This window comes from Kitasatospora fiedleri (assembly GCF_948472415.1).
Lineage (GTDB): Bacteria > Actinomycetota > Actinomycetes > Streptomycetales > Streptomycetaceae > Kitasatospora > Kitasatospora fiedleri.
The window spans coordinates 1026585-1039973 of sequence record NZ_OX419519.1 but is presented as its reverse complement, the minus strand read 5'-3'; the positions used below and the strand labels follow the sequence as shown (position 1 = coordinate 1039973).

Here is a 13389-nt window from a genome sequence, read left to right as displayed (position 1 = left end):
GGAGAAGAACGCCTCCGTGGTGCGAAGGGTGGTCGACGGGCCGTCAACCACCTTGCTGAGCAGGAGTTTCGAGAGAAACGGCGGAGCGTCGGCGGCGGGTCGGCCGGGGGAGGCGGTGCTTCCGGACGGCGGGCGGTCGCGGCGAGGATCACTCCGCCGGGAAGCCGCGGAGCTCTCCGGCACCGGGCCCCGCCAGGCCCGGTCCTGCTAGGACTTTCCTTGATGGAGGAACAGGACCATGCGTCACACCGCTGCCAAGGCGTTCGCGGCCGCCGCGATGACCGCCGCCGCTCTCGCCACCGTCGCCGTCCCGGCGATGGCTGACCCGGCCACGGGTGTCACCCCGGCTGCCCAGGACATCGTCGGTGCCGGCTCGGACACCACGCAGGCTCTGCTCAACCAGTTCTCGGTCGACTACAACGCCACCCTGGGCGCGGGTTCCACCCTGCCGCACCTGTACAGCTGGGACGCGACCGGTTCGGCCACCATCACCCCGAAGGCCGGCGCCGGCAGCATCACCCGCCCGAACGGCTCCGGCGCCGGCATCTCCACGCTGAACGCCACCACCAGCACCACCCTGGACTTCGCGCGCTCCTCCCGCACCCGGCAGGGCACCGACCCGGCCACCATCCTGTTCGTGGCGTTCGCCAAGGACGCGGTGACCTGGTCGGCGAAGTCCGGCGGCAACGCCCCGACCAACCTGACCACCCAGGACCTGAACGACATCTACTCCTGCAAGGCCGGCAAGACCAACTGGTCGAACTTCGGCGGCACCGCCGGCACCATCAAGCCCTACCTGCCGCAGCTCAGCTCCGGCACCCGCTCCTTCTTCCTGGGCGCCATCGGCAACCCGGTCCTGGGCGCCTGCGTCGTCAGCGGCCCGGAGGAGAACGAGGGCACCGACGCCGCGCTGAACGACCCGAACGTCATCTTCCCGTACTCCGTCGGCCACTGGGTGGGCCAGGCCAACGGTCACACCACCGCCACCGACGACAAGGGCAACCTGACCCTGCGCAACATCAACGGCGTCGCCCCGCTGACCGGCACCGGCACCCTGAACGCCGCGTTCGCCAACCCGACCTACGGCCGGGTGCTCTACAACGTGGTCCGCGCCGGCGAGTGGAACGCCAGCCCGGCCACCACCCAGAGCACCGCCCTGCGCGCGATCTTCGGCCCGACCGGCTACATCTGCTCCACCGCCGGCCGCGCCAGCATCACCAGCTACGGCTACCTCAACCTGGCCGCCGCGTCCTGCGGCTCGACCATCTGACGCTCCCGCCCCGGGTCCGTCACCCCCGCACCACCCGCCGCCCGTCCCGGCCACACCCGGGACGGGCGGCGGCCCTTCGCGGCACCAGGTACGACCACGCACCATCACGCGCCACGCGTCAGCACGCACCATCAAGCACCACGTGTCAGCACGCACCACGCACCACGCGCCACCGCGCAGCACCGTCCCGCGCCCCGCGCCGCCACGCACCACGCGCCACCATGCACCGGGTGCCACCGCGCACCCCGTCCGAAGGAGCCACGATGTCCCGTCTCACCGTCCGGATCGCCGCCGCGGCCGCCGGCCTCGCCCTCGTCGCCACCGCCGCCTCCGCCACTTCCGCCTCCGCCGCCCCGGCGGCCGGCAACGCGGTGATCAACGAGAGCAACGCCTTCTTCCAGCAGGCCGCCCAGGCCGGCATCGTGGCCGTGCCGCTGCCCACCGCCACCGCGGGCTACAACGCGACCACCGGCCTGTCGGCGAGCTTCCCGGTGACCGACGGCACCGGCGGCCTGCGCGACTTCTTCGGCGGCGTCCAGCTCGGCGGCGGCCTGCTGTTCGTCGACGCGAAGACCGGCAGCGCGGTCTCCTTCTACCAGCTGGCCTTCTCCTTCGAGGACTGGACGCTGACCGCCGTCCCGGACGGCTCGACCACCCCGGTGGCGCTGTTCGACCCGGCCGGTGACAACGCCATCACCTACAGCGGCACCACGCAGAACCTGACCGCCACCTCGCTGGTCCTGGACGCCGCGGGCGCCCAGTACCTCGACACCAAGCTGCACACCACCTTCTTCGCGGCGGGCCAGAGCGTCGGCTCCTTCACGGTGGCCTACACGCCCGCCTCCTGACGCTCCGCCCGACCGATTCGTCAGGTCGGCCCGACGGCACGGCAGCGCCGGGGCCCCGCGCGTGGTACGCGCGGGGCCCCGGCGGGTGGGGGACGGGCGGGGTCAGATGGTTCCGCCGCTGTAGTAGCCGCCGAGCTGGTCGCGGTAGGCCGGATCGTCGGTGTGGTGGCCCGCGTCGCGGGCGGGCGAGTTCTTCACCTCGTCCTTGGAGCGGTTCACGTACACCGCCCGGTCCTCGTGGTCGATCCGGGTGATGGTGCCGGCCGGGAGCAGCACCTCGTGGCCGAAGATCCACGGGCCGGTGTCGACCACGATGTAACCGGCGTCGACGTCCTCGGTGTGCTTGTCGACCTTGCCGATGTGGCCGTCGGTGGCCTCGACCCGGTAGCCGGTCAGGTCCGAGCCCGCGGTGTAGCCCTCGGCGCCCTCGTAGCCCCACAGTCCGCTGGTCACAGCTGCCTCCTCGTCGGTGTGCGTCGATCGTCTGCCGGACACTCGACTGCCCCCGACCCGGTCGATCATGCCTCCGCGGGACGGACCGGACGGACAGGACGGACGGAACGGACGGAACGGACGGGACGGGGCGGCGGGAGGGGGCGCCGGGAGGGGTCGGGACGGCGGCGGCCCGTGGCGTGCCGGTTCGGTGCGGCGGTGCGACGGGCTTAGGGTCGCCGGGTGGACGCATCCCCGGAGCACGGACAGCAGCACGAGCGGGAGCCCGGGCAGGAGCACGCGCAGCAGCACGCGCGGGACCGGCCGCCCGCGTCGAAGCGGAGCGGGCGCCGCCCCCGCCGCTGGCGGGAGGTCTCCCCGACCCGGCGCGGCCTGGTGCTGGCGTGGTGGGGCTTCACCCTCACGTTCGGCTTCCTGCGGCTGTTGACCTGGCTGATCCACATCGACGCCGCCGGGGTGGGCAACGTCTCGGCGGGCGGCGTCCACATCCACCACTACGTCTGGGGCATCCTCATCCTGATGGTGGTCGGCGCGCTGGGCCTGGTCGAGCGGTCGGCGCGCTGGCGGACCTGGATGGGCCTGGCCTACGGCATCGGCGCCGCCCTGGTCGTCGACGAGACCGCCAACCTGATCGACCTGGACGACGTCTACTGGGAGAACGCCGGCTGGGTCAGCATCGCCGTCGCACTGATCGTCATCGGCATCGCGGGCAGCGCCCTGGCCCTCACCCACCGGGACGAGACCGGCCCCGACGGGGCGGCGGACGGGGCGGCGCAGGGGGCGGCGCAGGGGAGGGGAAGGACTGACGCCGGGCGGCAGGCGCAGCGCCCCCGCCCGTCCGACGCCCCTGCGGCTGATTCCGGACGGGCGGTCCGCGTTTCTGACGGTACGCCAATTGGCTTGATTCGAGCACTAATTGGGGTCTCGTACACCTGGTGGACAGCGAGCGGCCAGGCGGGACTGGCCGAATGGCGTCGGGGCGGCCGGACGGCGGCTCCGCTCCCTGTCACCCGTGCGTGCCCGATTCGGCGCGCCGTCGCCGGAGGTGCTGCGCCGATGAGAACCCGCCCTTGGGGGCCGAGAACCGGATCGCGTCCGTCGCGGACCTACCTGGCGGCCGTGCTGGCCTGGGCGGTGGCCGCCACCGTAGTCTTCCTGCCGCTCGGCGGACCGGGGGTCCAGCCCGCCCTGGCGGCCTCGGGGAAGACGGTGGAGGGACCGGCCCGGTTCGACCCGAACACCTGGACCGACGGCCCGCGGGGGACCGTCACCGTCTCGCAGGTCAACGACCTCAGGAACCAGGTGGTGCACGTCAGTTGGACGGGCCTCACGCCGACCGTCGACTACATGGGCCAGCCCGTCCAGGTCATCGCCCCGCTGGCCCGGGACGCCTACTACCCGGTCCGGATCTACCAGTGCCGGGGCGAGGACCCGAAGGTCACCGACTGCTACGGCTCCACCCTGTACGGCGGTGACCCGGCCGGGGGCTTCCTGCAGGAGCCGCCCGCGGCCGGACCGGCCCCGGAGTTCCCGTCGAACATGGTGATCGCGGCGACCCACCCGGACGGCACCGGCGAGGCGGACATCGAGCTCTGGACCGCGGCGCAGAGCCAGGGCCTCGGCTGCGACGCCACCCACAGGTGCTCGCTGGTGATCGAACCGAACTACGGCGGCGACTCGATCGGCGCCACCAGCTACCCCGACGTGGTGATCAACTGCGACGACCACTCGATCGACATGGACTTCACCTTCGACACCGCCACGGACGCCTCGTTCCTGCTCCGCCCGAGCGGCACCAGCTTCCTCTCCGGCGAGTCCTGCGCCTGGAAGCGGCACGTCACCGTCCCGCTGGAGTTCGCGCCGACCCCCGACGCCTGCACCGCCGGCGACGCGGACTTCTCCGCGATCGGCCTGGAGATGGCCGACCGGGCCGTGCAGCAGTGGCGCACCGGCAGCTGCCTGGCCCGCGACCCGCTGCGGGTGCAGTACTCCGTCGGCAACGGCGAGCCGCAGGCCCGGGCGGCCTTCCTGCGCAGGTCCGGCGCGGACGTCGCGCTGACCTCGCTGCCGAGCACCGACCCGCCGACCCGCCCGTACGTCTACGCGCCGCTCGCCAACAGCGCCATCTCGGTGGTCTTCGTCGTCGACGACAGCGCCACCCACCGGCAGGTCCGCCGGGTGCGGCTCAACCAGCGGCTGTTGGCCAAGATGCTCACCCAGACCTACCGCTACTACAACGACGACGACACCGACACCGTCCGGGGCAACCCGCTCTGCATGTTCGACGACGAGGAGTTCCGCGAGCTCAACGCCGACGTCTCGCCCGGCGTGACCTGGCCCGGCTGCGGCAACCTCGCCAACACCGAGCCGGTGGTGGTCGGCGGGACCACCGACCTGGTGCACCGGCTGACCGAGTGGATCGTCGCCGACCCGGACGCCGCGCAGTTCCTCCAGGGCGCCCCGACCCGTGGGGCACCCACGTCAACACGAAGTTCCTGCCGTCGAACTTCACCGGCTACCCGGTCGACTCGTTCCAGGCGCTGGACTACACCGGCCAGAACAACCACAAGCAGTACGAGTGGAACCCCGTGCTGGGCGGCCTCGGCCAGGTGCTGCGGATGGTGCTGGAGAACCGCCTGTCCTGCCAGCTGCCCTACGTCAACGCGGACGGCCAGCACGAGAAGTGCCGCGCCATGGCCCCGGGCAGCCGGGCGCTGTTCGCCGTCATGGACAGCGGCAACGCCCAGGCGATGAGCCTGCCCGAGGCCGAACTGCCCAACCCGGCGGGCGGGTTCACCACGCCGACGATCACCGCGATGCAGGCCGCCGCCGACGACATGCCGTTCGACGAGGCCACCGGCACCCAGCAGCTCCCGTACGGCGACGCGGGCTCCGCCTACGCCAAGGACCCGAAGGCGTACCCGCTGACCATGGTGCAGTACGCGATGCTGCCCACCGACGGCCTCGGCCAGGCCAGGAGCGCCGCGGTGAGCACCTTCGTGCGCGACGTCACCGACCCCGCCAAGGGCCAGGTCTACGGGCGGGCCGCCGGACAGCTCGCCCTCGGGTACGCGGGCCTGACCAAGGCCCAGCTCGCCCAGGCGAAGGCCGCCGCCGCCCACGTCGCCGCGCAGGACGGCGGCACGCCGAGCAAGCCCGCCGACACCGGCACCGGGGACGGCTCCGGCTCCGGGTCCGGCTCCAACGGCGGCGGCTCCGGCGGGAGTTCGGGCGGCAACGGTAACGGCAGCGTCGGCGACACCACCGCCGGCGGCGGGACGGGCGGTGCGGACGGCCCCGGCGGCACCACCGCGCAGAGCGCCGCCGCCCCCGGCACGCCCGGCGGCAGCCCCTCGCCCGGCCTGGCCGCCGCCCCGGTCGGGCAGGCCGCCGCCGACCGGGCCGGGATGGCCCGGCTGCTGCTGCCCGTGATCCTCGCCACCGGCGCCGTCCTGCTGGTCGGCGGACCCGCCGCGCTGTTCCTCGGCGGCACCGCCGCCGGCGCGAACCTCCGGCGCGGCACCGGGCGGCTCTGGTCGCGGCTGACCCGCCGTAGCTGACCCGCCGCGGCCGACCCCGCCCCGCCGGACGGGCGCCCCGCGCGCCCGTCCGGCGACCACCGGCCCGTCCGGAACACCCCAGGAACCCTCACCGCGCCGAGAGTTGACACCATGACAGCCGCCGTCCAGCCGACGGACACCCGCGTCCCACCGCCGACGCCCGACCCCGACCGGCCCCGCCCGATCAGTGCCCCCGCCTCGCCCGCCGACCGGGCCTTCCGCGGCGTGCTGCGCGCCGCCGGCCTGTCGGTGTTCGTCCTGATGGGGCTGATCGCCTTCTTCCTGCTGATGCGCGGCACCGAGGCGCTGCGCGCCGTCGGCTGGTCCTTCCTCACCGAGCAGAACTGGCGCACCGCCGCGCACACCTTCGGCATCGCCGCCGTGCTGCCCAACGGCATCCTGATCGCGGTGATCGCGCTGTGCATCGCGGTGCCGGTCTCGCTCACCGCCGCGCTGTTCATCTCCGAGTACGCGCCGGTGCGGCTGCGGCCCGCGCTGGTCTCGCTGGTCGACCTGATGGCCGCCATCCCCAGCATCGTGTACGGGCTGTGGGGCCTGTTCTTCCTCCAGCCGCGGTTCGTCGGCCTGTGCCGCTGGCTGGCCAACCACCTCGGCGGGCCGCTGCCGTTCCTGGAGGTGCGCACCGGCGACACCCCGACCTCGTACACCTCCTCGACGTTCATCGCCGGGACGGTGGTCTCGCTGATGATCATCCCGATCATCACCTCGCTCAGCCGCGAGGTGTTCTCGCAGGCCCCGGCGGGCGAACGGGAGGGCGCCTACGCGCTCGGCTCGACCCGCTGGGGCATGGTGCGCACCGTGGTGCTGCCGTTCGGGCGCGGCGGCGTGATCGGCGCGGTGATGCTCGGCTTCGGCCGGGCGATGGGCGAGACCATCGCCGTCGCGCTGATCATCTCCCCGGTGTTCCGGATCTCCTGGCACGTGCTGGAGAACGGCGGCGGCTCGATCTCCTCGCTGATCGCGCTGCGCTTCAGCGAGTCCGACGGCCTCTCGCTGTCCGCGCTGATGGCCGCCGGCCTGGTGCTGTTCGCCCTCACCCTGCTGGTCAACGTGGCCGCCGGGTTCGTCATCAGCCGGTCCCGGTCCGGCGCCTCGACCTCGGACTGACCGGAGGACCCCGATGCACCCCACACCCCCGACACCGCTCCCACCGACGCCGCTCCCGCCGCCGCCGAGACCGCCGCCGCCGAGACCGCCGACGCCGCTCCCGCCACCGTCGAGACCGCCACCGCCGACACCGTCGCCCCGCCCGAGCAGCGGCGGATCAGGCTCGGCGGCACCACCCGCGAGGAGGTGCTCACCCTGCTGGGCGCCGCCACCGGCTCGCTCGCCCTGGACTGGGCGCTGTACGAGCGGGTGCTGCCGTTCAGCGGCGCGTTCGGCTTCCTGCTCTGCTGGTACCTGCTGTTCCTGGCGGTGTACACCGCCGCCGGGCGGCTCCAGTGGGACGCCCTGACCGTCCGCGAGCGGCTGGCCACCGCGCTGGCCTGGAGCTCCGGCCTGCTGGTGCTCGCCGTCATCGTCGAGCAGATCGGCTACGTCGCCGTCCGCGGCCTGGACGCCGCCCGGCACTGGAACTTCTTCACCGAGACCATGCGCACCACCGCCCCGCTGTCGCCGATCACCTCCGGCGGCTGCCTGCACGCCGTGGTCGGCTCGCTCGAACAGCTCGGCCTGGCCACCCTGTTCTCGGTGCCGCTGGGCATCCTCACCGCCGTCTTCCTGGTCGAGGCCGGGAACACCCGGCGCGGCGCCCGGGTGGTCAAGCCGGTCCGGGTGCTGGTCGAGGCGATGACCGCGCTGCCGTCCATCGTGGCCGGCCTGTTCGTGCTCGGCGTGGTCATCCTCACCCTGGGCGCCGAGAAGAGCGGACTGGCCGCCTCACTCGCCCTCACCGTGATGATGACGCCGATCGTCACCCGCGCCGCCGAGGTCGTCGTCCGGCTCGTCCCCGGCACCCTCAAGGAGGCGTCCTACGCGCTCGGCGCCTCCCAGTGGCGCACCGTGTGGCACGTGGTGCTGCCCACCGCCCGACCCGGACTGACCACCGCCGTGGTGCTCGGCATGGCCCGCGGCGTCGGCGAGACCTCCCCGGTGCTGCTCACCGCCGGGTTCACCGCCCGGATGAACCTCGACCCGCTGCACGGCAACCAGGCCAGCCTGCCGCTGTACGTCTGGAACTACGTCAAGCAGCCCTACCCCGACATGGTGGCCCGGGCGTTCGCCGGCGCGCTGACCCTGATGGCCGTGGTGCTGGTGCTGTTCGTCACCGCCCGGGTGCTGGGCCGCCACCGCGCCCCCGCCGACCGGCCCACCCGCCGCCCGCCGCGCCGGGCCCGCACCGCGGACACCGCGCCCGTGGCCGTACCCGCAGCCGTACCGGCACCCGCAGCCGTCCCCGTACCCGCGGCCGCACCCGTCCTGGTCACGACCGCGCCGGCGGTGGAGGACCGATGACACGTCACAGAAGGAAGACCCGTCCCGTGCGACTCCGTCACCTGGCCTCGGCGCTGCTCACCGCCGCGCTGGCCCTGCCCACCGCGCTGCTCGGGGCGACCCCCGCGCACGCCGCGACCTCGCTGAACGCGGACGGCTCCAGCTGGGCCGGGCCGGCCATCGACCAGTGGCGGCGCGACGTCGGCCCGATGGGCATCGAGATCGACTTCAACCCGGTCGGCTCGGCCGCCGGGCGCGTCCAATGGTCCATCGGCCAGGACGACTTCACCGCCTCCGACGTGCCGTTCCGCAGCAAGGGTGACAGCGGGGTGGACCCGGGCAAGCAGGGCAGCGGCCTGGGCGGCGCGGAGAACCCGCAGTACGGCTTCTCCTACGTCCCGATCACGGCCGGCGGCACCGCGCTGATGTACCACCTGGAGCTCGGCGGCAAGAAGATCACCGACCTGCGGCTGTCGCCCGACACCGTCGTCGGGATCTTCACCAACCGGATCACCTCCTGGGACGACCCGAAGATCACCGCCGACTACGGCAAGGCGCTGCCGAAGATCCCGATCACCCCGGTGGTGCGCTCCGACGGCTCCGGCGCCACCGCCCAGTTCACCCGCTGGATGGAGCACACCCACCAGGCCGAGTGGGACGCGTACTGCACCAAGGTCAACGGCGTCGGCTGCGGCGACTACACCGAGTTCTTCCCGCCGTCCGGCCGGATGACCGCGCAGAACGGCTCCGACGTGGTCGCCGGCTACATCCAGTCGCCGACCGGCATCGGCGCGATCGGCTACGACGAGTACGCCTTCGCCAAGCGCAGCAACTGGCCCGTCGTCAAGGTGCTCAACCCGGCCGGGTACTACACCCTGCCGACCGCCTCCAACGTCGCGGTGGCGCTGACCGCCGCGAAGATCCGCGGCGTCGACGACGGCACCTCGCCCGACGACCCGGACTACCTCCAGCAGAACCTCGACGGCGTCTACAACAACGGTGACGCCCGCTCCTACCCGATCTCCTCCTACAGCTACCTGATCGTGCCCCGGGCGAACGCCTCCCGCCCGGTGCCGCCGCGCTTCAACGACGCCAAGGGCAGCGCGCTCAGCCGCTACCTCGCGTACGTGCTGTGCGCCGGACAGGGCGAGGCCGACGACCTCGGCTACTCGCCGATCCCGCGCAACCTGGTGCGCGGCGGACTGCTCCAGACCCAGCACATCCCCGGCAACGCCAGCCCCGTCGACCCGAACACCCTCACCAACTGCCCCAACCCGACGTTCAACTCCGCCGGCGAGCTGACCGTGCTCAAGAACGCCCCGCAGCCCAGCCCCTGCGACAGGAAGGGCAGCCCGCTGGACTGCACCGTGCAGAACGGCCAGCCGGTCAAGACCGGCAGCGCCAACTCCGGCTCCGGAAAAGGCGGTTCCGGCAGCGGCGGCACCGGCACCGGCGGGACGGGCGGCGGCACCGGCGGTACGGGCGACACCGGCGGGACGGGCACCGGCGGGGCCGACGCCGCCCAGCCGGTGATCGACCCGCAGACCGGCGAGGTGCTCGACGCCAGCAGCGGCGGCTCCGGCACCGGCGGGGGCACCGGCGGCGCCGCGCCCGCCGCGGTGGTCGCGCTCGGCGGACGGCCGCAGGACTGGCTGCTCTCCACCCTCACCGCGCTCGAACTGCTCGGCGTGGTCGCCGCCGCTCCCCCGCTGCTGGCCGCCTGGTGGCGCCGCCGCGACCGGCCGGCGGGCGGCAGCCGGTGAACCCCGCCGCGAGGACCGCCACCCGCCCGCGGACGCCGTACCGGTGGTGCCTGCCGTACCCGTGGGGTCCGCCGTACCGGTGGTGCCTGCCGTACCCGCTGGGCCTGCCGCAGGTGTCGCAGTCGCCGCACGCTTCGCATCCGCCGCACACTTCGCATCCGCCGCATCCGCCGCAGTCGAGGAGACCCGCAGATGACCGCGCCCGCCCTCGAACGGCCCTCCGCGCCGTACCGGTACCGCCGCCCGCGCCCGCGCCTGCGTCCGCGTCCGCGCCGGTACCGGTGCCGGGGAAGAACGCCGACGGGTCCGGCTCCGAGCCGGGCCCCGGCGGGCCCGGTGGCGCCGCTGCCGGCCGTCGCCCGGGCGGTGACGCTGGCGGCCGTGCTGCTGCTCGGCTTCGCGGGCTACCTGTTCGCGCTGTCCGGCCTCCAGGAGGCCCGCCACCAGTCCACCGCCTACGCGACCCTGCGCGACCGGCTGGCCAACGCCACCGCACCGACCGGCCCCACGAGGACGGCGCGCCGCTGGCCGTCCTCGACATCCCGGCGCTCGGCCTGCGCCAGGCCGTGGTGGTCGAGGGCACCACCGGCCGCGACCTGATGCGCGGCCCCGGGCACCGGCGCGACACCGTGCTGCCCGGACAGCCCGGCGTGGCCGTCCTGTTCGGCCGCTCCACCGCGTTCGGCGCGCCGTTCGCCGACCTCGGCGGCTCGAGGTCGGCGACGGATCGACGTCACCACCGGCCAGGGCAGCTTCCACTACACCGTCAACACCTACGGCGACGGCGACCACCCGATCCAGGACACCGCGCCCAACCGGCTGGTGCTGGTCACCGGCGACTCCGACTGGGTCCCCACCAGCACCGTGCTGGTCGGCGCCCGGCTGGACGGCGACCCCGAACCGGCCGGCGCGAAGCGGCCCGCCACCACCGCGCCGACAAGGCGCTGGCCGCCGACAAGGGCGCCCTGTCCGCGCTCCAACTCTGGTCGCTGGCCCTGCTGCTGGCCGTCGTCACGGCCGTCGTCACGGCCCGCCGCTGGCGCCGCGCCGCCGCCTACCTGTGCTTCGCGCCGGTGGTCGCCACCCTGCTCTGGTCGGTGTACGAGAACGCCGCCGCGCTGCTCCCCAACGTCTACTGACACCCTCCGGCTTCCCGGGAAAGGACCGCCCCCGATGACCGAGACCGCCCAACCCCCCTTCCCCGTACAGAAGTTCGGAGACCAGGACGATCCGCCCACGGTGCCGCTGCCGCCGGTGGCCGCCGCGCCGCCGGGGCGCCCGCTGTCCGGGCTGGAGACCCGCGAGGTCACCGCCTGGTTCGGGCAGCGCAAGGTCCTCGAACGGGTCTCGTTCGCGATGCGGGCCGGCGAGATCACCGCGCTGATCGGCCCGTCCGGCTGCGGCAAGTCCACCTACCTGCGCATCCTCAACCGGATGCACGAGATGGTGCGCGGCGCCGCGCTGGCCGGCGAGGTGCTGCTCGCCGGGAGGACGTCTACGCCCCCGGCCGCCGCCCCGCCGAGGTCCGCCGCCGGATCGGCATGGTCTTCCAGCGCCCCAACCCGTTCCCCACCATGTCGCTGTACGACAACTCAGCGGGCTCAACGGCATCAGGGCGGGCCGCGAGGAGCGCGACCACCTGGTCGAGTCCAGCCTGCGGCAGGCCGGACTGTGGGACGAGGTCAGCAGCCGCCTGGGCACCCCCGGCGGCGCGCTCTCCGGCGGCCAGCAGCAGCGCCTGTGCATCGCCCGTTCGCTCGCGGTCTCCCCGGAGATCCTGCTGATGGACGAACCCTGCTCCGCCCTCGACCCGACCTCCACCCGCCGGATCGAGGAGACCATCGCCGAACTGCGCCACCGGGTCACCATCGTCATCGTCACCCACAACATGCAGCAGGCCCAACGCGTCTCCCAGTCCTGCGCGTTCTTCCTCGCCACCACGACACCCCCGGCCGGATCGTCGAGTCCGGCCCCACCGAACGCCTCTTCACCGACCCGGCCGACCAGCGCACCGCCGACTACGTCAACGGCCGCTTCGGCTGAGCCCACCGACGAGCCGCCGGCGACCTTTCAGCGGTCCGTCGCCGGCCCGCCGACCGCGTGTCACAGGGGGTCGGCGGCGGCCGAACGCCTAGCGTTTGCGGGGGACCGGGCGAGCAGCCGCCGGCCCCCGCCCACGCACCGCCGCGAGAAGAGAGCGCAGACCATGACCGTCAGCCTGCCCGAGCTCACCGGGGACTACGTCCTCGACCCGACCCACACCCGGATCGGGTTCGTCGCCCGCCACGCCATGGTCACCAAGGTGCGCGGCGCCTTCCACCAGTTCGAGGGCGGCGCGCACCTGGACGGCGCCGACCCGGCCAAGTCCACCGGCCAGGTGGTGATCAAGGCCCAGAGCATCGACACCGGCGTCGAGCAGCGCGACCAGCACCTGCGCACCAACGACTTCCTGGACGCGCCGAACTTCCCCGACATCACCTTCCGCACCACCCAGGTCGAGCAGAAGTCCGACAGCGAGTACCGGGTCACCGGCGACCTCACCATCAAGAGCACCACCAAGCCGGTCAGCATCGACTTCGAGTACACCGGCAACGCCGTCGACCCCTACGGCAACCTCCGGGTCGGCCTGGAGGGCTCGGTCACCATCAGCCGCAAGGAGTTCGGCATCACCTGGAACGCCGTGCTGGTCGGCGACAAGTGGTGCTGGAGTTCGACGTCTCGCGATCAAGCAGAGCTGACGGCACGCCGAGGCCGCCCCCGCCCACCCGACGGGGGCGGCCCACGCGTGTCCCCCGGCCAGGATCAGGACCGCCAGCCGGGCAAGAGCGCGACCGCCTTCACCGTGTCCGGGCCCAGCGCCGGGTCGCCGGGTGCGGTGTCGTACGCGGTCCCGGCCGGGGGCAGCCCGGCCAGCCGGTCCAGTAGGGCGTTCGCGGTCTCGGCGAAGGTCGGCGGCCAGTTCGGCGGCGGCGCCGTCCGGGGCGCCGGTCACCGGCGTCAGCGCGGCGAACGCCTCGCCCCACTGCGCGGGCGGTGAC

Annotated in this window: 10 protein-coding genes and 1 pseudogene; 10 read left to right on the top strand and 1 reads right to left on the bottom strand. The window is 73.7% G+C overall.

Features of this window, described 5'->3' with window-relative positions:
• Window positions 1-238 precede the first annotated feature (238 nt).
• A complete protein-coding gene (locus QMQ26_RS05105; protein ID WP_282204902.1) occupies window positions 239-1270 on the top strand; it encodes a substrate-binding domain-containing protein in 1032 nt (343 codons plus the stop codon).
• 263 nt (window positions 1271-1533) lie between these two features.
• Window positions 1534-2118: a hypothetical protein gene (locus QMQ26_RS05100; protein ID WP_282204901.1), complete on the top strand. Its 585-nt coding sequence runs from the start codon at window positions 1534-1536 to the stop codon at window positions 2116-2118.
• Between the two features lie 102 nt (window positions 2119-2220).
• Here the strand turns inward: QMQ26_RS05100 and QMQ26_RS05095 are convergent, their stop codons facing one another.
• Window positions 2221-2571 (bottom strand): PRC-barrel domain-containing protein, encoded by a 351-nt coding sequence (locus QMQ26_RS05095; RefSeq protein ID WP_100835059.1) that lies wholly within the window; start codon window positions 2569-2571, stop codon window positions 2221-2223.
• Window positions 2572-2793: 222 nt separating this feature from the next.
• Between QMQ26_RS05095 and QMQ26_RS05090 the strand changes: the two genes are divergently transcribed.
• The 8 genes and pseudogenes from QMQ26_RS05090 to QMQ26_RS05055 all read left to right on the top strand — a co-directional run bounded on the left by QMQ26_RS05090 (window position 2794) and on the right by QMQ26_RS05055 (window position 13388).
• Window positions 2794-5325, top strand: coding sequence for a hypothetical protein (locus QMQ26_RS05090; RefSeq protein WP_282204900.1), 2532 nt, complete (start codon window positions 2794-2796; stop codon window positions 5323-5325).
• 917 nt (window positions 5326-6242) lie between these two features.
• Window positions 6243-7259, top strand: coding sequence for a phosphate ABC transporter permease subunit PstC (gene pstC, locus QMQ26_RS05085; protein WP_100835057.1), 1017 nt, complete (start codon window positions 6243-6245; stop codon window positions 7257-7259).
• 186 nt (window positions 7260-7445) lie between these two features.
• Window positions 7446-8609: a phosphate ABC transporter permease PstA gene (pstA, locus tag QMQ26_RS05080; protein WP_282204899.1), complete on the top strand. Its 1164-nt coding sequence runs from the start codon at window positions 7446-7448 to the stop codon at window positions 8607-8609.
• A 26-nt stretch (window positions 8610-8635) separates the two neighbouring features.
• Complete coding sequence (locus QMQ26_RS05075) at window positions 8636-10351, top strand: substrate-binding domain-containing protein (protein ID WP_282204898.1); 1716 nt, start codon at window positions 8636-8638, stop codon at window positions 10349-10351.
• Window positions 10352-10543: 192 nt separating this feature from the next.
• Window positions 10544-10951 (top strand): hypothetical protein, encoded by a 408-nt coding sequence (locus QMQ26_RS05070; RefSeq protein WP_282204897.1) that lies wholly within the window; start codon window positions 10544-10546, stop codon window positions 10949-10951.
• Entirely contained in the window at window positions 10918-11490 is a 573-nt protein-coding gene (locus QMQ26_RS05065; protein WP_282204896.1) for a sortase family protein, read from the top strand. Before QMQ26_RS05070 ends, QMQ26_RS05065 begins: the two co-directional genes overlap by 34 nt.
• A 34-nt stretch (window positions 11491-11524) precedes the next feature.
• A pseudogene (locus tag QMQ26_RS05060) lies at window positions 11525-12394 on the top strand (phosphate ABC transporter ATP-binding protein).
• 163 nt (window positions 12395-12557) lie between these two features.
• Window positions 12558-13388, top strand: coding sequence for a YceI family protein (locus QMQ26_RS05055; protein WP_318552200.1), 831 nt, complete (start codon window positions 12558-12560; stop codon window positions 13386-13388).
• Window position 13389 lies beyond the last annotated feature (1 nt).